This is a genomic window from Streptomyces curacoi (genome assembly GCF_001513975.1).
GTDB classification, from domain to species: Bacteria; Actinomycetota; Actinomycetes; order Streptomycetales; family Streptomycetaceae; genus Streptomyces; species Streptomyces curacoi.
On record NZ_KQ947988.1, the window covers coordinates 301,729 to 324,003 of the forward strand.

At 70.3% G+C, this 22,275-nt stretch carries 25 protein-coding genes; 14 read left to right on the forward strand and 11 right to left on the reverse strand.

From position 1 onward, the window contains the following. Positions 1-398 precede the first annotated feature (398 nt). Positions 399-599, reverse strand: a complete 201-nt coding sequence (locus tag AQI70_RS18040; RefSeq protein ID WP_062150842.1) for a cold-shock protein — start codon at positions 597-599, stop codon at positions 399-401. A 242-nt stretch (positions 600-841) separates the two neighbouring features. Between AQI70_RS18040 and AQI70_RS18045 the strand changes: the two genes are divergently transcribed. Both AQI70_RS18045 and AQI70_RS18050 read left to right on the forward strand, forming a co-directional pair. Next, entirely contained in the window at positions 842-1,378 is a 537-nt protein-coding gene (locus tag AQI70_RS18045; RefSeq protein ID WP_062150845.1) for a VOC family protein, read from the forward strand. Further along, entirely contained in the window at positions 1,371-2,174 is an 804-nt protein-coding gene (locus AQI70_RS18050) for a MerR family transcriptional regulator (RefSeq protein ID WP_107117019.1), read from the forward strand. Before AQI70_RS18045 ends, AQI70_RS18050 begins: the two co-directional genes overlap by 8 nt. Positions 2,175-2,211: 37 nt before the next feature. Here AQI70_RS18050 and AQI70_RS39810 read toward each other — a convergent pair whose 3' ends face one another. The 4 genes from AQI70_RS39810 to AQI70_RS18070 all read right to left on the reverse strand — a co-directional run bounded on the left by AQI70_RS39810 (position 2,212) and on the right by AQI70_RS18070 (position 5,433). After that, a complete protein-coding gene (locus AQI70_RS39810; protein WP_062150851.1) occupies positions 2,212-3,084 on the reverse strand; it encodes a hypothetical protein in 873 nt (290 codons plus the stop codon). 300 nt (positions 3,085-3,384) lie between these two features. Next, entirely contained in the window at positions 3,385-4,002 is a 618-nt protein-coding gene (locus AQI70_RS18060; protein ID WP_062150853.1) for an RNA polymerase sigma factor, read from the reverse strand. Positions 4,003-4,120: 118 nt separating this feature from the next. Next, positions 4,121-5,005: a hypothetical protein gene (locus tag AQI70_RS18065; protein ID WP_062150856.1), complete on the reverse strand. Its 885-nt coding sequence runs from the start codon at positions 5,003-5,005 to the stop codon at positions 4,121-4,123. Then, positions 5,002-5,433: a hypothetical protein gene (locus tag AQI70_RS18070; protein WP_062150859.1), complete on the reverse strand. Its 432-nt coding sequence runs from the start codon at positions 5,431-5,433 to the stop codon at positions 5,002-5,004. The genes AQI70_RS18065 and AQI70_RS18070 overlap by 4 nt, the downstream gene beginning before the upstream one ends. A gap of 334 nt (positions 5,434-5,767) precedes the next feature. On the opposite strand from AQI70_RS18070, the gene AQI70_RS18075 reads away from it, so the two are divergent. Continuing rightward, the gene (locus AQI70_RS18075; RefSeq protein ID WP_062150862.1) at positions 5,768-6,661 is read left to right on the forward strand and encodes a septum formation family protein; all 894 of its coding nucleotides are present in this window, start codon (positions 5,768-5,770) and stop codon (positions 6,659-6,661) included. Between the two features lie 101 nt (positions 6,662-6,762). On the opposite strand, the gene AQI70_RS18080 is transcribed toward AQI70_RS18075, so the two are convergent. Continuing rightward, positions 6,763-7,212, reverse strand: a complete 450-nt coding sequence (locus tag AQI70_RS18080) for a hypothetical protein (RefSeq protein WP_062150865.1) — start codon at positions 7,210-7,212, stop codon at positions 6,763-6,765. A 513-nt stretch (positions 7,213-7,725) separates the two neighbouring features. On the opposite strand from AQI70_RS18080, the gene AQI70_RS18085 reads away from it, so the two are divergent. The 3 genes from AQI70_RS18085 to AQI70_RS18095 all read left to right on the forward strand — a co-directional run bounded on the left by AQI70_RS18085 (position 7,726) and on the right by AQI70_RS18095 (position 12,171). Beyond that, a complete protein-coding gene (locus AQI70_RS18085; RefSeq protein WP_244181707.1) occupies positions 7,726-8,217 on the forward strand; it encodes a hypothetical protein in 492 nt (163 codons plus the stop codon). A gap of 182 nt (positions 8,218-8,399) precedes the next feature. Beyond that, positions 8,400-9,326, forward strand: a complete 927-nt coding sequence (locus tag AQI70_RS18090) for a L,D-transpeptidase family protein (RefSeq protein WP_062150871.1) — start codon at positions 8,400-8,402, stop codon at positions 9,324-9,326. Between the two features lie 139 nt (positions 9,327-9,465). Further along, positions 9,466-12,171 carry an FG-GAP-like repeat-containing protein gene (locus AQI70_RS18095; protein WP_062150874.1) on the forward strand — a complete coding sequence of 902 codons (2,706 nt, stop codon included), beginning with the start codon at positions 9,466-9,468 and terminating at the stop codon, positions 12,169-12,171. An 87-nt stretch (positions 12,172-12,258) separates the two neighbouring features. On the opposite strand, the gene AQI70_RS18100 is transcribed toward AQI70_RS18095, so the two are convergent. Then, positions 12,259-12,657 (reverse strand): hypothetical protein, encoded by a 399-nt coding sequence (locus AQI70_RS18100; RefSeq protein ID WP_079051381.1) that lies wholly within the window; start codon positions 12,655-12,657, stop codon positions 12,259-12,261. Between the two features lie 183 nt (positions 12,658-12,840). Between AQI70_RS18100 and AQI70_RS18105 the strand changes: the two genes are divergently transcribed. Continuing rightward, on the forward strand, positions 12,841-13,335 hold the full coding sequence (locus tag AQI70_RS18105) for a DUF1877 family protein (RefSeq protein WP_062150880.1): 495 nt from the start codon (positions 12,841-12,843) through the stop codon (positions 13,333-13,335). An 80-nt stretch (positions 13,336-13,415) separates the two neighbouring features. Here the strand turns inward: AQI70_RS18105 and AQI70_RS18110 are convergent, their stop codons facing one another. From AQI70_RS18110 to AQI70_RS18120, 3 genes are all read right to left on the reverse strand, one after another. Next, complete coding sequence (locus AQI70_RS18110) at positions 13,416-14,027, reverse strand: hypothetical protein (protein ID WP_062150883.1); 612 nt, start codon at positions 14,025-14,027, stop codon at positions 13,416-13,418. A gap of 117 nt (positions 14,028-14,144) precedes the next feature. Beyond that, positions 14,145-14,648 (reverse strand): hypothetical protein, encoded by a 504-nt coding sequence (locus AQI70_RS18115; RefSeq protein WP_003998623.1) that lies wholly within the window; start codon positions 14,646-14,648, stop codon positions 14,145-14,147. A gap of 88 nt (positions 14,649-14,736) precedes the next feature. Next, entirely contained in the window at positions 14,737-16,350 is a 1,614-nt protein-coding gene (locus tag AQI70_RS18120; protein WP_062151934.1) for a family 20 glycosylhydrolase, read from the reverse strand. 214 nt (positions 16,351-16,564) lie between these two features. On the opposite strand from AQI70_RS18120, the gene AQI70_RS18125 reads away from it, so the two are divergent. The 6 genes from AQI70_RS18125 to AQI70_RS18150 all read left to right on the forward strand — a co-directional run bounded on the left by AQI70_RS18125 (position 16,565) and on the right by AQI70_RS18150 (position 21,464). Then, a complete protein-coding gene (locus AQI70_RS18125) occupies positions 16,565-17,113 on the forward strand; it encodes a 2-oxo-4-hydroxy-4-carboxy-5-ureidoimidazoline decarboxylase (protein ID WP_062150887.1) in 549 nt (182 codons plus the stop codon). Between the two features lie 188 nt (positions 17,114-17,301). After that, complete coding sequence (sdhC, locus tag AQI70_RS18130) at positions 17,302-17,682, forward strand: succinate dehydrogenase, cytochrome b556 subunit (RefSeq protein ID WP_078504082.1); 381 nt, start codon at positions 17,302-17,304, stop codon at positions 17,680-17,682. 5 nt (positions 17,683-17,687) lie between these two features. After that, complete coding sequence (locus tag AQI70_RS18135) at positions 17,688-18,170, forward strand: succinate dehydrogenase hydrophobic membrane anchor subunit (RefSeq protein ID WP_062150890.1); 483 nt, start codon at positions 17,688-17,690, stop codon at positions 18,168-18,170. 23 nt (positions 18,171-18,193) lie between these two features. Further along, a complete protein-coding gene (gene sdhA, locus AQI70_RS18140; protein WP_003998628.1) occupies positions 18,194-19,948 on the forward strand; it encodes a succinate dehydrogenase flavoprotein subunit in 1,755 nt (584 codons plus the stop codon). After that, the gene (locus AQI70_RS18145; protein WP_062150893.1) at positions 19,948-20,709 is read left to right on the forward strand and encodes a succinate dehydrogenase iron-sulfur subunit; all 762 of its coding nucleotides are present in this window, start codon (positions 19,948-19,950) and stop codon (positions 20,707-20,709) included. The genes sdhA and AQI70_RS18145 overlap by 1 nt, the downstream gene beginning before the upstream one ends. A 155-nt stretch (positions 20,710-20,864) precedes the next feature. Then, positions 20,865-21,464, forward strand: a complete 600-nt coding sequence (locus AQI70_RS18150) for a Uma2 family endonuclease (protein ID WP_062150895.1) — start codon at positions 20,865-20,867, stop codon at positions 21,462-21,464. Between the two features lie 360 nt (positions 21,465-21,824). Here AQI70_RS18150 and AQI70_RS40790 read toward each other — a convergent pair whose 3' ends face one another. Beyond that, positions 21,825-21,947 carry a hypothetical protein gene (locus tag AQI70_RS40790; protein ID WP_341845956.1) on the reverse strand — a complete coding sequence of 41 codons (123 nt, stop codon included), beginning with the start codon at positions 21,945-21,947 and terminating at the stop codon, positions 21,825-21,827. 139 nt (positions 21,948-22,086) lie between these two features. Here AQI70_RS40790 and AQI70_RS40795 point away from each other — a divergent pair, with 139 nt between their 5' ends. Next, positions 22,087-22,248 (forward strand): hypothetical protein, encoded by a 162-nt coding sequence (locus AQI70_RS40795; protein ID WP_341845957.1) that lies wholly within the window; start codon positions 22,087-22,089, stop codon positions 22,246-22,248. The last annotated feature ends 27 nt before the right edge of the window (positions 22,249-22,275 follow it).

Here is a 22,275-nt window from a genome sequence, read left to right on the forward strand (position 1 = left end):
AATGGTCGCGGTTCAGGACCGCTGGTCGTGGCGGTGGTCCCATCTCCTCCGCCGTCCGGCGCGAAAGGCACGTTACGGCCTGAAAGCGCTGCTCGTCCATGTCCGTACAACATGCAACCACCCGGGAGACGGGGATGTGCCGGCCGGGGTGTGACAGAAAACGCAGTCACGGCGCTGTAGAGAGTACGGGCCGCCGCGCGGCCCGTGCCGCGCGACGGCCGGGGCCTCTCCTGTGGGGGGTGGCGGCCCCGGCCGTCTCCGCGTCGTCTCCGGCTCCGGCTTCGGCCGGGCGGCCCCGGGTTCTTCACGTCCTCCAGGGACATGCCGAGGGCCGGCGCCGCACGGCACCGGCCCTCTCATTCCGCAGCGGGGGTTCGGCAGGTCTCGCCCGCCGGACCTCAGATCGCGCGGACGTGTGCGGCCTGCGGGCCCTTGGGGCCCTGGACGACCTCGAACTCGACCTGCTGGTTCTCCTCCAGGCTACGGAAGCCGTGGCCCTCGATCTCGGAGTAGTGCACGAAGAGGTCCGGTCCCCCGTCCTGGGCGATGAAGCCGAAGCCCTTCTCCGCGTTGAACCACTTGACGGTTCCCTGAGTCATTTCTTGCTCCTTGCAGGGGCTGGGTACGGGACCCGCACCGTGCGGTGCCCCGGGCCGGCCTGGACGCGACTTCTCCAGTTCCCTGAAGGAAGGCGGCGCCCGCGACGTCGTTCTTCGCGAGCGTGCGGTGAAACACAGACACAAAAACTACGACCACTCTCCACAACCACACCCCCGCCGGATTCATTCCCGGCCCTGTCCGGCTTGACCCTCACGTTGCGTGAGGCTGGAGGGTGGGCCGCATGAGCGACTACTACGACGCGTTCGAGATGAGCCCCGTGCCCGCTGCCGGCCCGGATACGGTTCCGCCGGAGCCGTTCCGCGGCATCTATGCGATGCCCGCGTTCGCGACGATCCCCACGAGCGATCTGGCGGCGTCGGTGGACTTCTGGACTCGTGGGCTGGGGTTCGTCGACCTGTTCAGCATCCCCGGCAACGTTGTGCATCTGCGCCGGTGGGCGTTCCAGGACGTTCTCCTCGTCCCGGCGGCGAGCGATCCGGCGCAGGCACCGGCGATGAGCTTGACTTTCGCGTGTGTGCTCAGCCAGGTCGATTCCGTTGTCGAGGCCTGTCGCGCGTTGCGCCCGGACTCGGTCGAAGGTCCGCGGGACACCCCCTGGAGCACCCGCGATGTGACGGTGATCACCCCCGAGAACGCACGGATCGTCTTCACTGCGGCGAAGCCCTTCGACCCGGCCAGTCAGGAGGCGCGGAACCTTGCAGCCGTCGGGATCACCCCACCGGGCGGCGGCGGCAACGACAATGAGGGGCATGCCTGATGCCATTGATGCCGATGGCCTGACCGTCGGTCAGGTCTCGGCGTGCCTGGGCGTGACAGTCCGCGCGCTGCACCACTGGGACGAGATCGGTCTGGCGCGACCGTCGCTGCGCACGGCTGCCGGATACCGGCTCTACACCGCCGGTGACCTGGAACGCCTGCACCGCATCGTCGTCTACCGTGAGATCGGTCTCGGCCTGGACAGGATCCGGGACGTCCTGGACGACTCGGCCGCGGACGTGCCCGGCGCGCTGCGCGCGCAGCGCACCCAGGTCGCCGAACGGATCGACCGGCTCCGGCAGCTCAGCGCCGGACTGGACCGGATGATCGACGCCCACGAGCGCGGCCTGCTGCTGACCGTCGAGCAGCAGGCCGCGATCTTCGGCCCCCAGTGGAACCCGGACTGGCCCACCGAGGCCCGTCAGCGCTACGGAGACACGACGCAATGGCGGCAGTACGCCGAACGCTCGGCCTCTCGCGGTCCGGAGGAATGGCAGGCCGTCGCCGACGCCGTGGCCGATCTCGACCGTGCCCTCGGGGACGCGATGGACGCCGGCGTCACACCTGGCAGCCCGGAAGCGAATCGACTCGTCGAGAGGCACCGCGAGGTCTTTGCTTCGTACTTTCCGCTCACCAGGCAGATGCAGGTCTGTCTGGGCCGCATGTATGAGGCCGATCCGGGGTTCGCCGCCCACTACGACGGCATCCGCGCCGGCCTTGCCACGTGGTTCCGTCGCATCGTCGACGCCAGCGCGCGCGCCCACGGCATCGATCCCGACACCGCGACCTGGCAGTAGCGCCCGGGTCCGGAGGTCCGCATCCGTGGGGCGTGGGTCAGTTCTTTCTGCCGTTCTCGGCGGCCTTGTCGGCCTGCTCGCCACCCGCGCCCGCGTTCTCGTTGTCCGCGCCGCTCGCCGCGCCGCGCTCGGCGCCGGTCTCCGCGTTGTCGGCGGCGTTGTCATCCGCGTTGCCGCCGGCGTCGTCGGCCGCGCCGTTCGCCGCGCCGTTCGCCGCGCCGGAGGCCCCGCCGCCCGGCGTGGCCGCCTGGCTGGGACGGCTCCTGGCCGTCTCCCGCGCCAGCTGCTCGGCGCAGTAGGCGGCCACCTTGTCCTCGCCACCCGCCGCGGTGACCAGCCGCTGCCAGGCCGTCGAGTCCAGCGCCTTGCCGCGGTCCTTGATCTGTTCGTAGGCGCGGCACTGGGCCTCGGTGTCCTGGGCGGCGGACGGGTGCCCGGGCTTGTGGGTGGCGGCGTCGGACGCGGCGGAGGAGTGCTCGGCGGCGGGAAGACCGGGGGCGCTGGTCGACGGCCCCGACGGCCTGCCCTGGTCGTCGGCGGGGCCGTCCGAGGAGTCGGAGGAGCCGATCGCGGCGACCGCGACGCCGCCCAGCGTGAGGCTCGCGAGGAACAGGGACAGCGTGGTCTTCAGCGAGAGCACCAGTCGGCGCTCGCGGGGCCGCCAGTCGTCCCGGCGCCGGGTGCGTACGCGGTGGGCCCCCGCGTCCCGCGCGGCCCGGAACGCGGCGACGGCGCGCTGCTCGCCCTCGGTGTCCGGGCGGTAACCGCGCAGCACGGCGGCGGAGAGCAGCGCCTCCAGCGCGGCGTCGTCGAGCGCCGTGGCCGGTCCGGACGCGCGGCCCGGTCCCGTGCCGTCAGGGTGCACACGCCGACGGCCGGAGTACCCACCGCCGTTCTGCCGTTCACCCATGTCCGCTTCCGTTCCTGTCCGGCCTGTTCGATTCGATGTGGCCTGTGGGGTCTGTGTGACTCACAGGTCCGCAGGGGCCGTATGGCTTCCCTTTTCGCCCGGCGTGGTCGCTGGGACCAGCCGGGCCATGTGGCGGTACGGCGGTGACGCACGGCCTCCGCAGAGCCTGTACGGCTCCCGCGTCCGTACGACTCAGGCGCCCGTGCGCCGACCGGCACCGTTCCGGCAGCCGCCGTACCCGGCCGGCCCGCCTCGCCGGGGGGCCGACGTGCCGGCTCGGCCGCCGCCGTCATTCACTGTTCATTTCGATTCCCCCAGCGTCCGGGGGCCGTCTTCCGTCACACCTTCCACGCCCAGCTGCTTGGCCAGGCGCTTCAGCCCCCGGTACGCGGCCGTCCGCACCGCTCCCGGGCGCTTGCCGAGGACGCGGGCGGCGGCGGGGGCGTCGAGGCCGACCACGACCCGCAGCAGCACGGCCTCGGCCTGGTCCCGGGGCAGCCCGCGGACCAGCCGCAGGGCGTGCTCGGTGGAGATCGACTCCAGCACCTGGTCGTGCGTGCTGTGCGGACCGGGCAGATCCAGTACGTCCTGTTCCAGCGCCGCCGACCGGGGCCGCACCTTCTGCCGGCGCAGATGGTCCAGCGCCCGGTGCCGGGCGATGGTGGCGCTCCAGCCCCGGAACCCGGCTCCGTCTCCCTTGAACCGCCCCAGGTCCCGGGCGATCTCCAGCCAGGCCTCGGACGCCACGTCCTCCGCGTCGTCCCCGACCAGCCCGCGCAGGTACCCGAGCAGTCCTGGCTGCACCAGCCGGTACGCGACCGCGAAGGCGGCCTCGTCACCTTCCTGGGCCCGCGCGACGGCCGCGCCCAATTCCCCGTCGTACGCGCGCACGCGGCGGGGTTCCCCTCCGTGGCCCAACAACTGTCCTCGTCCGTACCGGTTCGCGGCGCGTCCGTCCCTCTCGGCACGGCCGTGCACGCCCTTGTCCCCCACGGACCTCAGCGTCGGGCCGGAGGTAAGTGTCACAGTGCGTCCGTCACCGCACTCCCGCCGGCAACACGACGGCTCCCTCGTACGGGCCCGCTGTCCGCTCGGTCACCTCCTGTCCGTAGCGGATGCTGCCCGTCCCGTACGGGATGCGCAGGACGCACCGGAAGGTGTGCGAAGTGACCTCATACGTCGCGGAGTCGAGGACGAGCGTCTCCTCGGCGCGCTCCACCGTGATCCCGCTCTCCGGTACCGCGACGCCGGCCGCGCGCAACTGCTCCAGGGTGGGGGCGAGTTCGCGCAGCGTTTTGCGTACGACGCCCTGGCCCCGTACGGCGGGCAGCGCGGCGGACGCCGTACGGACGCGCAGCTCGATCCGCCGGTCCGAGGTGGTGAGGGAGACCGCCTCGCCGTACTCCTCGAACGTGTCGAGGGCGGCCACCGGATCCTCGACCTTGCCCGCGATCTCCGAGTCGGTCAGGGGCCCGTGCCGCCAGGCGGCGTCGCCCTCCTTGACGTACCCGACGCCGTCGACGACGTAGACCTCCTCGGACTCGGTCACGCCCTTGCTGCTGCGGCTGCTGCCGACGGAGTGCAGTGCCCAGGGGTCGCCGGTCGTGCGGTGCACGCGCGCCGAGTAGGTCGCGCCGCTCTCGCGCCCCTGGAGAACCAGGTTCTCGCTTCCCCGCACGGTGAACCGCCAGCCCTTCTGCGCGTCCATCGCCTTCTTGGCCAGGGCGAGGAACTCGGCGGAGGTCTCGGGGGCGGGGGCGGGCTCGCCGGCGGCTGATGCGGCAGGGGCAGTGGGGGCGGCGGCCTGGCGGCTCGGCTCGGAGGGCGTCGCGTCAGCCGCATCCGCCGAGCACCCGGTGAGTGCGGCCGAGACGACAAGCGCCGTCGCCGCGGCGAGGTGTCTTCCGGTGTCGCTTCTCATGCCACGGCTCTCCGTGCCCGCCCGTGCAGGGTCAGATAGAAGATCTGCAGAGACTCCCCGGGGCCGCCGAGTTCGAACCGGTTGCGGACCTTGCCGAGCGGGTTCCAGACCCGGCCGTCCGGCATGCGCACCCCGACCCGCTGGCCGAAGTAGGCGCTCTGGTCGGCGTCGAAGTCCACCCACACCGCCCCCGCGCGGCGCACCAGGACCTCACCGACGTACGCGCCGAGCCCCAACAGGGTCCCCCGCAGCCGCTCCCGGTCGGCGCCGCCCTTGCGCAGTCCGTCGACCAGGCAGTCGACGATGCGCAGGCTGGCCACCGAGTAGTCCAGCGGCAGCCGGTTGTTGGCGGTGACGCCCGCGACGAAGGCCGCGGCGTACGGCCCCATCTCCCGTGCGCCCGGTGCCCGCTCGTCCACTGTGCTCATGGGGCCCCACCCCTTTGCTCGGCCGGCGAGGGACTCCCTCTGATCCCTCCGCTGACCAAGCGGACGTCACCTCGCGAACATCACGGGTGACGGGCGTGTTCATTCACACACAGCAAAGTCATAGAAGAGGTACAACCTTTCGGCTTTTCGTGCGTCTGTGAAGCAGCCGTCGAGGCCGTGCCGCGGCCACGTACAACCATTGCGCCCCCTGGGCTGTCACAGACCTTGCCGCGCACCCGCCTTGCACCGGCGGGGACTTCGCACAGTCGGGCCACAGCAATGGCATACGATGCGCGCGGCCCTCATAAAGATCACATAAGAGGATGTACACGTCATGGCGATCCGTAGCCCATACCGTTCCGTTCGTGGCATATCTGCCGTCGTCGCCCTGCTCGCGATCGGCGCGGTGGGGTGCTCGGATGTCTCGGATGCCGTCGACAGCGCCAAGGACGGCGCGAAGAAGGTGGCCCGCCAGCGGTCGGTGTTCTCGCTGAGCATCGGGGACTGCTACAACCCGAACAGCAAGGGCGAGGGCGAGACGATGCTCGTCGAGATCGTGCCCTGCGACGAGGCGCACGCGGGTCAGGTCGTCGGCGAATACAAGATCGAGGAAGAGAAGAAGTCGTACCCCGGCGACGAGGCGATCTGGGCGGTCGCCGACGAGCGGTGCCCGGCCGAGGCGGGGAAGTTCACCCCGGACACCTGGGCGCTCCCCAAGGGTGTCGAGATCTTCTACTACACCCCGACCAAGGAGAGCTGGGCGACCGGCGACCGTGCCGTGACCTGCACCTACACCAAGGAGTCGGGCAAGTTCACCGGCTCGCTGGACGCCGAGGCGAAGTCCTTCAAGGCTGAGCAGACCGCGTTCCTGAAGGGTTCGAACGGCGTCTACGACGCGCTGTGGGCCAACCAGCCCGAGTCGGACACCGTCGACGACGACCTGGCCGGCTACAAGAAGCAGGCCAAGGCCGTCGCCGCCGCCCTCGACGCGCACCTCGCGGGCCTGAAGGGCATCGAGGGCACGGAGGTCGGCAAGCTCCGCGCGCAGCTGACGAAGACCGCCGAGCACTGGAAGAAGGCCGCGAACGCCGCCGACGCCGACGCGTTCTACATCGCCTACGACCCGGCCTTCACCGGCCTGGACCCGAACAAGTCGGTCGCCGCCCGCAAGGAACTGGGCCTGGCCACCACCGTCCCGGCCGACGAGGCCGAGGTCTGGGCGAGCTGACGCCGTCCGGACCAGCGGGGCCGCGTCCACCGAGGACCGGCCCCGCCTCCGTATGCGCGCCCCGGCGGGAAAGCGTCCCCTGACGCCCTCGCCTTGACCTGTCACAGAGTGGCGCGCAACTGCTCCAACTTCGCGCGGGTGGGGTTCTCCGCAAAGGAGGGGTACCTGGCAAGAATGTCGGCCGGCCCCGACTCGGCGAAGTGCGCGACCCCCTGGACGAATTCGCTCCTGCCGCACTCGCCTGCTCGCGGGTCCCAGGAGCGCGTGATCGCAAGATGCTGGTCTTCCGACGGGTCCGCTTCCCCGACGGGTGCGATCTGGATGGTCATGTCGTTCTCGGTGAAGCTGATCGTCCCTTCCTCACCGGCCTTGACCTGATGGGCCGCGAGCAGCAGACAGAACATGAAGTCGAGGACCGGCGTGCGGCGGAACACCTCACTCTCGATCCCGCTCGCCGAAAACTCGATGTCGGCCTCGAAGTACGCAGAGCGGAGATTCATCTCGCTCGTCACGGCCAGCCTGTCCGCCTGCTTTTCCGTGAGCTCCGCCATGGAACTTCCGTCGCACCGCGCCAGAAACATGTCTTGAGAACCTCTGTCCTTCCGGGGTGTCCCGCGCCGGGCACGGTCGACCATGCCCGGCGCGGAGAGTGTGGCGACCGGGCGCCCTACGGGATGGGGTGCGCGGGGCGCAGGCTTCCGTCAGGGTTGAGGATCACCCTGATGCCCACCGACGACGCACTCACCGGCGCCGACGACCACCGCGGCGACGCCTCCTGCAGCGTGTCGGAGTTCTCCGACAACCAGTCACCCGTGGCGTCCAGCGCATCGGAATACCAGTCGTTCCCTTTTCGTCACCGTCGTCGGCGGGCGCCGCATAAGCGATCTGCGGCAGCGCGGTACTTGTCACCGCAGGCACCACAAGGCACGCCATAAGCCTGCCCAATCTGGCGCCAGCGAATGTCCGAAATATCCGCTCGCTGGCCTTCGATAGAGGGCGTCGTGTATAACCGCACGGCTGCAGCTGGAAAGCCCGCCCCTTCGCCCATGCAGGAGAATTCGACCGTGCCCGGAAAAACCCAGGAATCCGAAGCGGCGGAAACGGATACCGAAATACCGAACAAGCCGGCCGGCGATCGCGCCGCCCTGCTCGCCGGCGGCGTTGTGCTGGCCGCCTGCGGCGGTCTCGTCCTCTACGGCGTGCTCGACTCGGGCGAGAGCGACAGGAAACCGGCGAACCGCACGCCCACCGCGGCGGTGACGTACGAAGTGACCGGCAAGGGCACCGCCGACATCACCTACCGGGCCCGCAGCTCCTCCGGAGAGGCCGTCGTCGTCAAGGCGGCCACCCTGCCCTGGCGCAAGACCGTCGACGTCCCGCTCGGCAAGGAACCGACCGTCAGCATCGTCCTCGGCGAGAAGGGCGGCCAGGCCCGCTGCACCCTCGCCATCCGCGGCGAACACGCCCAAAGCGCCACGGCCACCGGCACGTTCGGCCGCGCCACCTGCGCCGCTCCCCTGCCCGGACAGGCGCCCTCGGACAGGGCCGAGGGCTGATCTCGACTCCGCAACGCGGCGGCCGTCGGCCCTTCCCCACCGGGCCGACCACGAGCCGCTTCGCCCCTGCCGCCCCTTTCGACGCTGGGCTTGACGCCGGTCCGCCCGAACGTGACCGCGCCACATCCGTGGGCGCCCCCCGACACACCCGCCGACAGACCCCCACTCGCAAGGAGTTCAGCGTGCACGCCTCCCCCCGCCACGCCCTGGTCAGCGCCGCCGTCGTCAGTGTGCTGGCGGTGACGTCCGCCTGCGGCGGGCAGGACGACCGGCAGCCGGCGGCCGACTCGATCGGGGTCTCGCACACACCGTGGGAGAGCACGGCCGAGGCCTCCGCGACCGCGTCTCCGAGTGCCTCCGCCTCCCCGTCCGCCGACCCGTCCGCCTCCGCCTCCGCTGCCGCGTCCCCCTCCGCGTCCGTCTCGGCGTCCGCGGCCCTCGCGAAGGAGACCGGCGCCGCGGCGAGCGGCGCGGGCGCGGCGCCCGGCGGTCAGGCGGCCCCTGCGCCCGCCGCGCCCGACTTCCCGGTGCCGGCCGAGGTGGGCGACGCCACCCAGCTGATCACCGTCAAGGCCAGCGGCTCGTACGCCACCGTCACCGCCTGGGCCAAGGGTTCCGCCGGTTGGAAGGCGCAGTTCAGCACGAGCGCCGGCCGGGTCGGCTCCAACGGCGTGACCGACGGGGCGACCCGCCGGCAGAGCACGTACACCACGCCCACGGGCACCTACACCATCACCGAGGGCTTCGGTCATGTGGCCGGCGGCACCGCCATGCCGTACCACGTGGTCACCGAGGACGACTGGTGGGTGCAGGACCCCGAGTCGAAGTTCTACAACTCCCTGCACGGCGAGGAGGGCGCGGACTTCCCGCTCACCGAGTCCGGCGACCGGGGCAGCGAGCACCTCATCAACTACCCCGTGCAGTACGCCAAGGCGCTCGTCATCAACTTCAACCGCTGGCCGGCGACTCCCGGCCGGGGCGCCGGTATCTTCCTGCACGTCAACGGCAGTGGCGCGACGGCGGGCTGCGTCTCGGTGCCCCGGGCCACCATGGACCGGATCATGGGCTGGATCACGCCGTCCGCCCGTCCCCGGATCGCCATCGGCTGATCAATATGCCGTGATCTGCGTCACTCAAGCCTCAAGTCCCACGTCAGCGGGTGACAGTTCCTGAAGCCTGTGCGCTGTTTGTATATGCCACCTGTGTGACAGGTGATGCGACCGTGACCATTTCCTAGGGGTGGGACAGTTGAGTCCTCGCAGGACCCATGCGTACAAACCGCTCAGCCTCAAGAGACGGGCGTGGCTGACGGTGGGCGCCGTCGTGCTGAGCGGTGCCGGCGTCGTGACGTACGCGATCGCGGATCCGTCCACGCCGGCCGACGCCAAGCGGGACGGCCGCGAGCCGTCGATCCGCACGCTCAAGCTCAAGGATCGCGGCTCGGGCCGCAAGGGCCTGGCCAAGCAGGAGACCGGCCGCTTCAGCGCGGTCGTGCTGACCTGGAACGACCCCGAGGCGAAGGCCAAGGGCACTCCCGAGGTGCGTACCCGGGACATCGAGACCGGCAAGTGGTCGGGCTGGCAGAAGCTGACGATCGAGCCGAGCCAGGCGGACGGCGCCGAGGGCGAGCGGGCCGCTCTGCGCGGCGGTACGGAGTCGGTGTGGACCGGTGACTCCGACGGCATCGAGGTGCGGGTCGTCAACGCGGACGGCACCGAGGCGGCCGGCCAGCCCACCGGCATGGACGTCAAGCTGCTCGACCCGGGCACGGACCCGGAGGGCGCGATACAGCCGGCCGCGTTCGCCGCGGAGGAGACCACGGCACCGGCCACGCAGTCCCCGGTCCCGACGCAGACGGTCACGCCCACGGAACCGGTCGAGCCGACCGACCCGGCCACGGCGCCCGGCACCCCGGCGCCCACGGACACGCCGACGGCGACCGCGACGCCCACCCAGTCCCCGTCCCCGACCGCCTCCCCCACCCCGACCTCGACGGTCCCGGCGCCCCGTCCCTCGACGGTCGTCAAGCCGCCGATCATCACGCAGGCCGAGTGGGGCGCCTCGACGGACTACGACGGCACGCCGGAGTACGGCACCGAGATCAAGGCCGCCGTCATCCACCACACCGGCGTCGACAGCGACAACGGCCTGTCCTGCGCCGAGTCCCGGGCCCGGATGCGCACCATCCAGCAGGCGCACTTCAGCCAGGGCTACTTCGACATCGGCTACAACTTCGTCGTCGACCGGTGCGGCCAGATCTTCGAGGGCCGCAGCGGCGGCATGGACCTGCCGGTGATCGGCGCGCACGACGCCGGCTTCAACACCAACACGGTCGGCATCTCGTACATCGGCAACTTCGAGTCGGCCCAGCCGAGCCGCGCCGGCATGGACGCGATCTCGCGGGTCATCGCCTGGAAGTTCGGCATGTACGGCATCGACCCGACCGGCAAGGTCACGCTGACGTCCGGCGTGGACCAGGGTTACAGCGGCAACAAGATCCCGAAGGGGCAGTCGATCACGCTGCCGCGGGTCTTCGGCCACCGGGACACCAACGCCACGGCCTGCCCCGGCGCCAACCTCTACCCCAAGCTCAGCCGGATCGCCCAGGTCGCCAAGACCCCGGGCATCTCGCACGCCCTGGCCACCACGGACTACAACCGTGACGGCATCACCGACCTGGTCACCGGCACGCCCCGCGCGCTGAGCAACGGCGGCACCCTCACGGTCGTGCCGGGCGGCATCGACGGCCCGGTCACCGCCTCGAAGCGGACGATCACCCAGAACAGCACCGGCGTCCCCGGCGGCCACGAGTCCGGCGACAACTTCGGCGCCTCGACGGCGTGGGGCGACGTCAACGGCGACGGCTACGCCGACCTCGCGATCGGCGCGCCCGGCGAGGACGACACCAGCGGCAACGCCGACCGCGGCTCGGTCACCGTGCTGTACGGGCCGGGGCTCGACTCCGGCTTCTCGTACTCCACGTCGGGCAGCGTCACGGCGGCCGGGGCCAAGCTCGGCTCCACGGTCACCGTCGGCGACTTCAACGGCGACGGCAAGGCGGACGTGTTCTCGGCCGGCACCGGCAAGGGCGGCAACTGGAACGCGAAGCTGACCGGCGGCACGACGGCCACCGGCACGCTGACCTCCGCCACGGGCGCGGTCGCCTACCTGGACGCCGCGACCGGCGACTTCAACCGGGACGGCTACGCGGACGTCGCCCTCAACTACCGTGACACCGGCGGCATCGGCCGTGTGGTCCGCTTCGCGGGCTCGGCGACCGGTCTGACCAAGGCCGGCGTGATCTCCGTCAAGGGCGGCCGCTCCATCGCCGCGGGTGACGTCAACGGCAACGGCTACGACGACATCGTCATCGGCCAGCCGGTGGCCTCGGAGTCGGGCGGTCTGTCGGGCGGCCAGATCACGATGGTGCCCGGCACGTCGACCGGCTTCACCACCACGGGCATGACGACGATCCACCAGGACACGGCGAACGTCGCGGGCGGCAACGAGTCCGGCGACCTGTTCGGCGCCTCGGTCTCGGTCGGCGACTACAACGCCGACGGCTTCGCCGACGCCCTCACCGGCGTCCCCGGCGAGGACTTCCCGCGCAGCGGCGTGAACCAGACCAACGCGGGTGACGCGCTGCTGGTCAAGGGCACGTCATCCGGCCTGACCGGCACCGGCTCGATCCGTATCTCGCAGGAGACCACGGACGTCCCCGGCAGCGCGGAGTCCGGCGACCTGCTGGGCTCGGCGGTGTCGCTGACGGACCTGTCGGGCTACGGCCGCGCCGACCTGACGTTCGGCGCGGAGGGCGAGGACGGCACGGACGGCATCCTGCTGCACATCCCGAGCAACAGCACGGGCCTCGGCTACAAGCAGGCGGTCATCTACAGCAAGACCACGCTGGGCACCCCGACCGACGCCCACCTGGGCCAGACGCTGACGCCGTAACACCCACCGGCGCGCACTCGGCCGGGACCCCGTCCACCGCACGGGGTCCCGGCCGAGTCATGTCCTGCGGGCGTCAGCTCCGCCGGATCAGGTCCGAGGACCGGCCGCCTCCGTCGCGTCCCGGCACAGCAACCGCAGCGACCCGTCGCCCGCGAAACACCGCCGCGCCTCGTCGATCGGATCCCACATCCGTCCGTCGGGCGTACGGATCCAGTGGTCGCCGCCCGCCGTCCACCACTCCGCGCCGGTCTGACGGACGATCACCTCACCGGCGTACGCGCCGAGACCGCGCAGCATGGTCTCCACGGCGGCATACGGCGTCCGCTCGCGGCGCAGCTCGTCGATCATCCGGTCGACCCGCCACAGGCTCTGCGCCGAGTAGTCGAGCCTCAGCCGCGCCCCCTCACGCATCGTCGCCACCGCGTCCGCCGCCCATCGCACCGGCTTGGTCGCAGCCGAGGGCCTGGTGTCCTGCTGAGTCGTCACATCCTGGAAGAGCGTGGCCGAACAGCTTTTCGTCACGCCGATCCGGGGGCTGCCCGGGACCGGTGCAGGACCGCCGCACCTCCGCCCCACGACGGTCACAGGACTCCCCCAGGGACCAGGTTTACCGGCCGTCAGGTTGACGCGGGAGTGACGCTTCCCCGCTCCCGTGCGCTCCAGTCACCGATGAGCATGTACTTCCATCTCCGCGCGGTGCCGCCCTCGGCGCTGCGCAACAGCGCGACCTGGTTCCAGCGCCTGTTCGAGGACGACTGGGACACCGTGCGGGAGCGGATCGGCCGGCATCGCGAGGAGGTGCTCGACAAGCTGTACGGCGAGTTCGAGCTCCTCTACAGCGGCATCCCCCCGAACCACGCGCCGGAAGGCCCCCGGACCCATGTGGTCCTGGGCGGTCGCCCGGTGTTCCCCGCCGACTCCGCCGTGCCGCCGTTCCTGCTGCTCACCGCGGCCCAGGTGACCGAGGTCGCCGCGTACCTCAAGTCGGCCGACTTCGACGACCTGTGGCGGCACGCGCGGACGAAGCTGCTGCGGCCGTACCGCGCGTCGGACGCGGAGACGGAGCTGCGCGGCCTCTTCGCGGCGACGCACCGCGACCTGACCGCCTTCTACGCGCAGACGGCCCAGTACGGCGACGCGGTGGTGAAGTGGCTGATGACCTGACGGCCCGAGCAGGTCAGCGGGCGAGGGAAGGCCGGGAGGCCGGCAGGAGGCCGCGAGACCAGCGGGAGGCCGGCCGAAGGTCAGACCCTCCCCCGCGCCCGCCGCGACACCACCGCCCGCAGCACCCGCCGGCCCTCCGTGGAGACCTCCAGCGCCCGGCGCAGCCCGCCCGCGCCATGCCCGGCGAGCAGTTCCAGGACGCTGATCTGGCGGCGCAGTTCGGCGGCGACGAGCGGTGACATGCCCTCCGTACGGCCCTCGACGGCGGTGCCCCCCGCTCGCACCGAGTTGAGCGCCTGAGGCAGGGCGTCGCCCGAGGACGCGTCGTCCTGGGCGGGATCGAGCAGCCGGTGTATCTGCAGCGAGGCGACCGAGCAGGCGTCGGCCCAGATCCGCGCCTCGGCGGCGGACCGGACGGCCGGGGCCGCGGCCAGCATCCGCCGGGCGAGCAGCGCGGCCTCGTCCTCGATGTCCTCGTCGTCCACGACATCGGCGATGCCCAGCTTGCCGCGCACCTGCTCCAGCAGCTCGCCCCACCCGGCCGGGTCCCCGCCGGCCGCGAGGTTCGCCCACAGCGGCCGCAGCACCTCGTCGTCACCGCCCAGCAGCGGCATGCACCGATCCAAACAAGCCAACCCGCTGGCGGCCAATCCGCGTTCGTCGGCCTGAGCGATCAGTTCCACCAGGCTCATCCACGCCTCCCTGAGCGGGTCTTTTGTGAGGGTCGGAGTCTGCACACAGGACCCTGGCAGGCCCCTTCCTTAACGGAGCCCGCACTTCCCCTTACTGCGTGCAACGGCTCGGGAGTGTCACAGCGGCACCACACCGAGCCGGTCGAGCAGCCGGAAGAAGAGGTTTTCGGCCAGAGGATCCGCATCAGCGGTGAGTACGTCGAGCAGTGACCCGGCGTTCACCTCGTGCCCGGCCTCGGCGGCCCAGGCGACGGCCCGCTCGGCGGCGTCGGGGGGTTCGAGGAAGTAGTCCTCAAGGGTGAGCCCCTCGTTCCCGGCACTGAGGTATCCGGCCATGGCGGCCCGCGCCAGACAGGTCGTCCACGCCCCGCTCTCGGGCGCCGCCGCCTCGACGACCACGCAGTCGCTGTCCATGACGTACCCGAAGAGCGCGGGCGCCCCCGTCTCCTGGGCGAGTGCGTTCATGCTCCCGACGTCACCGCCGCTGCTCGGGTACTCCCACACCTGCCAGCCGCCCGGCGCCTCCTCGCGCAGGGTCATGCCCTGCGCGCGCGACAGCACCTCCAGCTCCGCCAGCGGCCGCTCCCCACGGCCTACGACGAAGTACCCCCAGTAGCCCATCCCGGTTCCCCCTGGCTGTTCGGTTCGGCTCGGGCCGAATACACCACAGTCGTACGCGGGTTCGCAGCCGTATGGGCCAATCCACTGCTCAGCTCAGCCGGTCCGCGAGCGCCCTGAACTCCGCCCAGGACAACTCCGGCCGCCCCGCGTCCCACAGTTTCTGCACCGTCGCCCGCAGCGGCATCCGGATCCCGGCCGCGACCTGCGCCTGCGTCTGCGCGTTCGCCAGATCGCACCAGACCGCGAAGGACCCGCCCAGGATCTGGTCGTCGTACGTCCCCGGCACGGCCACCGTGCCCCGCACCACCCGCGGCGTCCACTGCTCGTAGATCCGCTCGCCCGTCGGATAGACGAACGTCTGCGGCTCCCCCAGCACGTAGTAGAGGAACTCGTCGTTGTAGTTGATCAGCTCGCGCCCGGCCCTCAGATACTCCACGGGCACCCGCGCGCCGATCTCCTTGCCCGTCCAGTACGCCACCTGGATCTCCTTGTCCGGCTGGACGGAGGTGTCCCGGAAGAACCCGTCGTTCCACGCCCGCACCGTCCGGTCATGGGCGCGGACGGTGTCGGCGCGGTCGTTGAGCCACCCGGTGGCGAGGTCGGCGACGGTGGCGCCGGCGCCGTGGGCCTCGCGGGCGGCGGTGGCGAGCTGCGGGTAGGACGCCTCGGGGTCGGAGACGACCAGCGCCTGGTACTCGTCGCCGCCGAGGTGCCACTGGCTCCCGGGGAACAGGTCGACGTACTCGTTGAGCAGGTCGTCGACGATCTCGGCGGACTCGCCCTTGGAGATGTCGATCGCGCCGCGCGTCGCGACCCCCCGCACATTGCGCAGCTGCAGGTCGGGATGCGCGGCGATGACCGCACCGAGATGCCCGGGCGAGTCGATCTCGGGCACCACGGTGATGTGCCGACTGGCCGCCAGCTGGACGATCTTCCTGACCTGCGCCTTGGTGAGGTGCTGCCGCGACACCACCTCGGGATGCGAGTCGGACTCGATACGGAACCCCTGGTCGTCGGAGAAATGCAGACCCAGCTGGTTGAACTTCAGGTCCCCCAGCTCCCGCACCCGGTCCTCGATCCAGTCCGCGGTGAAGTGCTTGCGGGCGATGTCGAGCATGAACCCGCGCACCGGCTTGGCCGGCTCGTCGCGCACGACCCCCTCCGGCGCCGTGCCCCCGCCGTGGACCTCCTGCTTGAGCGTCCGCGTCCCGTAGAAGACCCCCGCCTCACCCGGCCCGCTGATCGTCACGCGCCCGCCGCGCACGGTCATGGTGTACGACTCCGGGTCCGCGCCCTCGTCGTCGTTGAGGGCCAGTCGTACGTCCCCGGCGCGCACGTCGTCCTTCTCGCCGGCGTACGTCAGCCCCAGCTCACCGGCGATGAGCCGCCCCTCGTCGGCGAGCTCGCCGTCGCTCACCACGACGCGCTCGCCCTGCGCGGGACGCCAGCCGGGCCCGCGGGCGGCGGTGTGGGAACGTACGGCGGGGATGGTCCGGGGAGCCTGCGACAGCGGGTACGACCGGGTGGGCGACGGAGTCGGGCTGGGCCTCCCCTGCGGGGCGGAGGGCGAGGCGGCCTCGGACGTGCCCGGGGCGGTGCGCCGCTGCTCCGACCCGGCGGGCCCTCCGTCGTCGCCGGTGGCCAGCAGCCCGAGGCTCACCCCGGCCGCGACCGTCACGACGACCACCGCGACGATCAGCACCCACGTCTGCTTCAGCGCCCTCTTCGCCGGCGCCCGGCGCCTGTGCTTGTGCTGGCTCACGGCGCCAACCTAGGCCCTGTGAGGACCATGGACGTCCACCACACGTTCCGAAACTCTCCCGTTCGACTGAAATTCGGGCATCCGTCGGACACCTCACGTCCACACTCGGTAACGTGGCGCCACTCCTCTCCCAGAATCCCCTGCCGAAACCCACGTGACGCCCACACACCTTCCTGGCCGAGTCGCCATACCGTCCTTGCCCACCGTCCTGGACGCCTTCAACACCGCGCCCGCCGACGACGCTCGCGCACTCCTTCTGGCCTGCCTTCGCAGCGTCCGCTGGGCCGAACGTTTGGCCGCCCACCGCCCCTACCCCGACGTCGACTCTCTATTGGCAGCCTCGGACGAGGCGGCGTACGACTTGACGCCGGGGGATCTGGCGGGGGCATTGGCAGCCGAGACGCTCCCCGTGTTGCCGGAGGGCGTGTATGGCGCGGCATATACAGCACTTAACGCCGCGCATGCCGCATACGAGGCCAAGTTCGGACACGTCTTCGTCATCTGCCTGGACGACGTACCCCCGGAAGAAACGCTTGACCACGTGCTGGCGGCCATCAGGTCACGATTGACAAACGACCCGGAAGAGGAACGAGTCCTTACCGCAGAGGAACTCCGGCGCCTGGCAAAAGGGCGGTTGGTCCGCGCCCTCAGGGGCGCGAGGAACTGCGCAACAAGCCCCAACGGCACCGCACTCGGCAAATAACCGAGCAAACCACCCCATTAGCCGTAAATCACCCATCCGCGTGCCAGTTTGATCACACCACCAGACCCGGGCTCAGCCCAGCGGCAGCGCATCGCTACGATGCTGGGGGCCGGTGGACCGTACCCGGCCGGGCCCGACCGACAGCACAAGCCGGCGCGGCCCCAATCCCCGCTCCCGGAGGAACTTCCGTGCCGGCTGGAACGCTGTACCGCGGCCGGGAAGGAATGTGGTCCTGGGTGGCTCACCGAGTCACCGGCGTCCTCATTTTCTTCTTCCTGTTCGTTCACGTGCTGGACACCGCCCTCGTCCGTGTCTCCCCCGAGGACTACGACAAGGTCGTAGCCACGTACAAGACGCCGATCGTCGCGCTGCTGGAGTACGGCCTCGTCGCCGCCATCCTCTTCCACGCGCTCAACGGCCTGCGTGTCATCGCCGTCGACTTCTGGTCGAAGGGCCCGCGCTACCAGAAGCAGATGCTCTGGTCCGTCGTCGGCCTCTGGCTCGTGCTGATGCTCGGGGCGATCTACCCCGTCCTCGGCCACGCCGCTCGTGAACTGTTCGGGAGCTGACGCGCATGTCCACCACTGAAACCACCGCATCCGGGATCGGCCCGGTCGAGGGCGAGTCCCTCTACAACGTCGACAACCCGGCCCCCTACATCGAGGCCCCGCGCAAGCGCACCAAGAAGACCCCGAAGCCCACCCGGGGCAACTTCGAGATGGCCGCCTGGCTGTTCATGCGCCTGTCCGGCATCGTGCTGGTCGTCCTGGTCATCGGCCACCTGCTGATCCAGCTCGTCCTGGACGGCGGCGTGTCCAAGATCGGCTTCGCCTTCGTGGCCGGCCGCTGGGCGTCCCCCTTCTGGCAGATCTGGGACCTGCTGATGCTGTGGCTGGCGATGCTGCACGGCGCCAACGGCCTGCGCACGGTCATCAACGACTACGCGGAGCGCGCGAACACCCGGCTGTGGCTGAAGGGCCTGCTCTACACCGCCACGGTGTTCACCATCCTGCTGGGCACGCTGGTGATCTTCACCTTCGACCCGAACATCCGCTAGGCACGGGGCTGAGGCAACCACTCATGAAGATCCACAAGTACGACACCGTCATCGTCGGCGCCGGTGGCGCCGGTATGCGCGCCGCCATCGAGTCGACGAAGCGCAGCCGCACCGCCGTGCTGACCAAGCTCTACCCCACCCGCTCCCACACGGGCGCCGCGCAGGGCGGTATGGCCGCCGCGCTGGCCAACGTGGAGGAGGACAACTGGGAGTGGCACACCTTCGACACGGTCAAGGGCGGTGACTACCTGGTCGACCAGGACGCCGCCGAGATCCTGGCGAAGGAGGCCATCGACTCCGTCCTCGACCTGGAGAAGATGGGCCTGCCGTTCAACCGCACGCCGAACGGCACGATCGACCAGCGCCGCTTCGGCGGTCACTCCCGTAACCACGGTGAGGCCCCGGTCCGCCGGTCCTGCTACGCGGCCGACCGCACCGGCCACATGATCCTGCAGACGCTGTACCAGAACTGCGTCAAGCACGGCGTGGAGTTCTTCAACGAGTTCTACGTCCTGGACCAGCTGATCACCGAGGAGAACGGCGTCAAGAAGTCCGCCGGTGTCGTCGCCTACGAGCTGGCGACCGGTGAGATCCACGTCTTCCAGGCGAAGGCCGTGATCTACGCCTCCGGCGGCTGCGGCAAGTTCTTCAAGGTGACGTCGAACGCGCACACGCTGACCGGTGACGGCCAGGCTGCGGTCTACCGGCGGGGCATCCCGCTGGAGGACATGGAGTTCTTCCAGTTCCACCCGACCGGCATCTGGCGCATGGGCATCCTCCTGACCGAGGGTGCGCGCGGTGAGGGCGGCATCCTGCGCAACAAGGACGGCGAGCGCTTCATGGAGAAGTACGCGCCGGTCATGAAGGACCTCGCCTCCCGTGACGTCGTCTCCCGCTCCATCTACACGGAGATCCGCGAGGGCCGCGGCTGCGGTCCCGAGGGCGACCACGTCTACCTGGACCTGACCCACCTCCCGCCGGAGCAGCTGGACGCCAAGCTCCCGGACATCACCGAGTTCGCCCGTACGTACCTCGGTATCGAGCCGTACACGGACCCGATCCCGATCCAGCCGACGGCCCACTACGCGATGGGCGGCATCCCGACGAACGTCGAGGGTGAGGTCCTCGCGGACAACACCACGGTCGTCCCCGGTCTGTACGCGGCCGGCGAGGTCGCCTGCGTGTCCGTGCACGGCGCCAACCGCCTCGGCACCAACTCGCTGCTGGACATCAACGTCTTCGGCAAGCGGGCCGGCATCGCCGCGGCCGAGTACTCCCAGACGGCGGACTTCGTCGAGCTGCCGGAGAACCCGGCGCAGTTCGTGATCGACCAGGTGGAGCAGCTGCGCTCCTCCACCGGCACCGAGCGGGTGGCGACGCTCCGCAAGGAGCTGCAGGAGACCATGGACGCGAACGTCATGGTGTTCCGCACCGAGCAGACGATCAAGACGGCGGTGGAGAAGATCGCGGAGCTCCGCGAGCGCTACAGGAACGTCGCGATCCAGGACAAGGGCAAGCGGTTCAACACCGACCTGCTGGAGGCCATCGAGCTCGGCAACCTGCTCGACCTGGCCGAGGTCATGGCGGTCTCCGCGCTGGCCCGCAAGGAGTCCCGCGGCGGTCACTACCGCGAGGACTACCCGAACCGCGACGACGTCAACTTCATGCGCCACACCATGGCGTACCGCGAGGTCGGCGCCGACGGAACCGAAACCGTCCGTCTCGACTACAAGCCGGTCGTCCAGACCCGCTACCAGCCGATGGAGCGTAAGTACTGATGGCTACCCCCGTTATGGACAAGGTGGAGGCGGAGTCCGCCGCGTCCCCGTACATCACGGTCACCTTCCGGGTCCGCCGCTTCAACCCGGAGGTCTCGGCCGAGGCGACCTGGGAAGACTTCCAGCTGGAGATCGACCCGAAGGAGCGCGTCCTCGACGGCCTCCACAAGATCAAGTGGGACCTGGACGGCACGCTGACCTTCCGCCGCTCCTGCGCCCACGGCATCTGCGGCTCGGACGCGATGAGGATCAACGGCAAGAACCGTCTTGCCTGCAAGACCCTCATCAAGGACATCAACCCCGAGAAGCCGATCACGGTCGAGCCCATCAAGGGCCTGACGGTCCTGAAGGACCTGGTCGTGGACATGGAGCCGTTCTTCCAGGCGTACCGGGACGTCATGCCCTTCCTCATCACGAAGGACACGAACGAGCCCACGCGCGAGCGGCTTCAGTCGGCCGAGGACCGCGAGCGCTTCGACGACACCACGAAGTGCATCCTCTGCGCCGCCTGCACGTCCTCCTGCCCGGTCTTCTGGAACGACGGCCAGTACTTCGGCCCGGCGGCCATCGTCAACGCGCACCGCTTCATCTTCGACTCGCGTGACGAGGCCGGCGAGCAGCGCCTGGAGATCCTCAACGACAAGGACGGCGTCTGGCGCTGCCGCACGACCTTCAACTGCACGGACGCCTGCCCGCGCGGTATCGAGGTCACGAAGGCGATCGCCGAGGTGAAGAAGGCGCTGATCACGCGCCGGTACTGAGGTCGGTTGCCGTACGTCCGTGAGGGCCCCGTCTCCGGTGGAGGCGGGGCCCTCGGGCATATGCCACACCATCGGGTGAACGTGGCTGCGAAGGACGGGCAGGCATGGTCCGTCCTACGATGATGCTCTCGACGCCAGCCCACGGGAGGCACCTGATGTCCGCAGCAGCTGTCGAGCGGCCGCACGCCGACCGTCCGTTGATCGCGGAGGCGAACCTCATCATGGAGCGTCTTCCGGGCCGCCGCGTCGAGATCATCGGAGGACAGCTTCTCTTGAGTCCAGCACGGGACGGCCCACACTCCGGGGCCCTGATGCTCTTCGCGGCCCCCTTCCTACAGCTCGGCCTGGTGCGGCCGCTGCCGGGTATCGGTCTCTGGCCGCCGACCGGGCCTGAGGACTATGTGATCCCCGACCTGTCGGTGGTCGACGACGACTATCGCGATCACCTCGTGGAGAACAGTTGCTACGACCCGGCCTGCTTCCGGCTCGTCATGGAGGTCACCTCCAGCAACTGGAAGACGGACTTGCGGGCCAAGGTCGTCTCCTACGCCAAGGCCAAGATCCCCGTCTACGTCATCATCGACCGTCGGCATCAGCGCCTTCACGTCCTGACGGACCCGGTCCGGGACAGCTACGCCACCCATCACATCCACACCGCCGGCGAACTGGTCACACTCCCTGAATCCGTCGGCGGCAAGGTCGCCCTGGACGTGGCCGAGCTCCTCAAGGCCGGCGAGCCTCACACGAACGGCTGAGCCGCAACGGCCCGATCAGGCCAAAGTTGGACGACAAACCAGCCCTCTCTCCTCCAACTGCTGTGGCTCATAGGTCCATTGGTCACCAAGCTGTCCCCATGTCACTCCTGAGGAAAGCCGCCGTGCTCCTGGCCGCGGCCTCCGCGCTGGTCAGGCATCCCCCACCGCCTCAGCAACACTCTCCCCGGTTCTCGCACGGGAGAACTTCAACCATCTCCCCCTCGGCCCGGTCACCGAAGGCAGGGGCTGGATCACCGACGCCTCAGACGGCACCCTGACCGTCGCCCCCAGCGGCACGGGACACGGCCGCGAACTGCGCATCCGCACCCAGGGCAACGGCCGGGCCTTCCTCGTCTTCCCCTAGCTGACCGCCCCCGGCAACAGCTTCTGGGCCCGCCTGCGTCTGCGTGTCGACGCGTTCCCCAGCGCCTCCGACTGGGCGCACTGGACGATCGCCGAGGCGTCCGGCTCGGACTCGCCCACGCTCGTCCGCCCTCTGGGCGGCCAGTACGCCCCCACCGACCGGGGCGACTTCTGGGGCGCCGGCTCCGACCTCGGCCCCACGGGCGACTGGACGTCCTGGAAGACCTCGGCGCCGGCGACGGCCGGCGCGTGGCAGTGCGTGGAGTTCCACCTCGCCTCCGACTCCTTCCTCTTCCCGACCTTCGACAAGCTGAAGCTGGGCCGGCAGCTCTACCAGGCCGACCCCACGCCGTCGTCGTACGACATCCGCCTGGACGACATCGCGCTGAGCGGCGTCGCGTGGGGGGGCTGCGAGGCCTGACCCTGCCGACCACAGTACGAGCCGCCA

Bases quoted from the DNA above. Each gene is read 5' to 3' on its own strand.
- AQI70_RS18040 (WP_062150842.1), bottom strand. From the start codon at position 599: ATGACTCAGGGAACCGTCAAGTGGTTCAACGCGGAGAAGGGCTTCGGC.
- AQI70_RS18045 (WP_062150845.1), top strand. From the start codon at position 842: ATGAGCGACTACTACGACGCGTTCGAGATGAGCCCCGTGCCCGCTGCC.
- AQI70_RS18050 (WP_107117019.1), top strand. From the start codon at position 1,371: ATGCCTGATGCCATTGATGCCGATGGCCTGACCGTCGGTCAGGTCTCG.
- AQI70_RS39810 (WP_062150851.1), bottom strand. From the start codon at position 3,084: ATGGGTGAACGGCAGAACGGCGGTGGGTACTCCGGCCGTCGGCGTGTG.
- AQI70_RS18065 (WP_062150856.1), bottom strand. From the start codon at position 5,005: ATGAGAAGCGACACCGGAAGACACCTCGCCGCGGCGACGGCGCTTGTC.
- AQI70_RS18070 (WP_062150859.1), bottom strand. From the start codon at position 5,433: ATGAGCACAGTGGACGAGCGGGCACCGGGCGCACGGGAGATGGGGCCG.
- AQI70_RS18075 (WP_062150862.1), top strand. From the start codon at position 5,768: ATGGCGATCCGTAGCCCATACCGTTCCGTTCGTGGCATATCTGCCGTC.
- AQI70_RS18080 (WP_062150865.1), bottom strand. From the start codon at position 7,212: ATGGCGGAGCTCACGGAAAAGCAGGCGGACAGGCTGGCCGTGACGAGC.
- AQI70_RS18105 (WP_062150880.1), top strand. From the start codon at position 12,841: ATGAGCATGTACTTCCATCTCCGCGCGGTGCCGCCCTCGGCGCTGCGC.
- AQI70_RS18110 (WP_062150883.1), bottom strand. From the start codon at position 14,027: ATGAGCCTGGTGGAACTGATCGCTCAGGCCGACGAACGCGGATTGGCC.
- AQI70_RS18115 (WP_003998623.1), bottom strand. From the start codon at position 14,648: ATGGGCTACTGGGGGTACTTCGTCGTAGGCCGTGGGGAGCGGCCGCTG.
- AQI70_RS18135 (WP_062150890.1), top strand. From the start codon at position 17,688: ATGTCCACCACTGAAACCACCGCATCCGGGATCGGCCCGGTCGAGGGC.
- sdhA (WP_003998628.1), top strand. From the start codon at position 18,194: ATGAAGATCCACAAGTACGACACCGTCATCGTCGGCGCCGGTGGCGCC.
- AQI70_RS18145 (WP_062150893.1), top strand. From the start codon at position 19,948: ATGGCTACCCCCGTTATGGACAAGGTGGAGGCGGAGTCCGCCGCGTCC.
- AQI70_RS18150 (WP_062150895.1), top strand. From the start codon at position 20,865: ATGTCCGCAGCAGCTGTCGAGCGGCCGCACGCCGACCGTCCGTTGATC.